Origin of the sequence: Roseomonas acroporae, assembly GCF_023223525.1 — a bacterium.
Lineage (GTDB): Bacteria > Pseudomonadota > Alphaproteobacteria > Acetobacterales > Acetobacteraceae > Roseomonas_E > Roseomonas_E acroporae.
Genome location: NZ_JALPRX010000275.1, coordinates 1 through 747 on the forward strand (window position 1 = coordinate 1; position 747 = coordinate 747).

Sequence of the window (747 nt, forward strand, 5' to 3'; positions counted from 1 at the left end):
TCGATCTTCGACTACACGATGACCAACAACCCGTCGAACGACGCGCCATGGGCGGATGGCAGCCTGCACATGGACGTGTCGGACTTCATCGTCGGCGACCGGCCGGCCTACATCGCCGCGCGCGCGGCGTGAGGCAGCACCCTGATGGACGACCCATGGTTCAAGGGCATCCTCGGCGCGGCCGTCGGCGCGGCGCTGCTCGGCGTGCTGGGCCGGCTGCTGGCCTACCACAGCGCGCAGACCCGGCCGCTCGGCTGGTCCCTGCTGTGGGAACTGCCCGTTGCTATCGGCATGGGCCTGATCGGGCGCGGGGTGGCCGACATCCTCGCCCTGCACGATTTCCCCGCCTACGCCTGCACGATCGCCGTGGCCTATGTCGGGCCGCGGTGCATCGACCTGGCCGTGGCGTGGCTGCAATCCCGGATGACGTGAGGCACCCATGGACTGGCTGAAGAAGCAGATCACCGACCAGAGCACGCACACGGGCGTGCTGCTGCTCGCGATCCTCTATGTCGGGGCGAAGGCGGCCGGGCTGGACGTGCTCGGCATGGGGCAGGAACTGGCGAAGCTGGTGGTGCTGCTCGGCACGATCAGCGGGGGGGCCAAGATCCTGCTCCCAGGCGGCGTGACGGTGCCCCCACAGGTGGCGAAGGCCGCCGAGGCGCTGCCGGGCGTGGTGGCGCAGGCGCAGGCCACGGCGACCGAGGCAAGCAAGACGGCGGCCGTGCTGGGCGCCACGCTCGCCGC

2 protein-coding genes are annotated in these 747 nt (G+C 70.8%); both read left to right on the forward strand.

The features are described 5' to 3' along the window. Positions 1 to 144 precede the first annotated feature (144 nt). Complete coding sequence (locus tag M0638_RS28485; RefSeq protein ID WP_248670335.1) at positions 145 to 432, forward strand: phage holin family protein; 288 nt, start codon at positions 145 to 147, stop codon at positions 430 to 432. Positions 433 to 439: 7 nt separating this feature from the next. Then, positions 440 to 747 (forward strand): hypothetical protein (locus M0638_RS28490; RefSeq protein WP_248670336.1); only part of this gene is annotated, 308 nt, incomplete at its 3' end.

Excerpts from the sequence above, each read along its gene's own strand:
- M0638_RS28485 (WP_248670335.1), top strand. The coding sequence starts at position 145 with ATGGACGACCCATGGTTCAAGGGCATCCTCGGCGCGGCCGTCGGCGCG.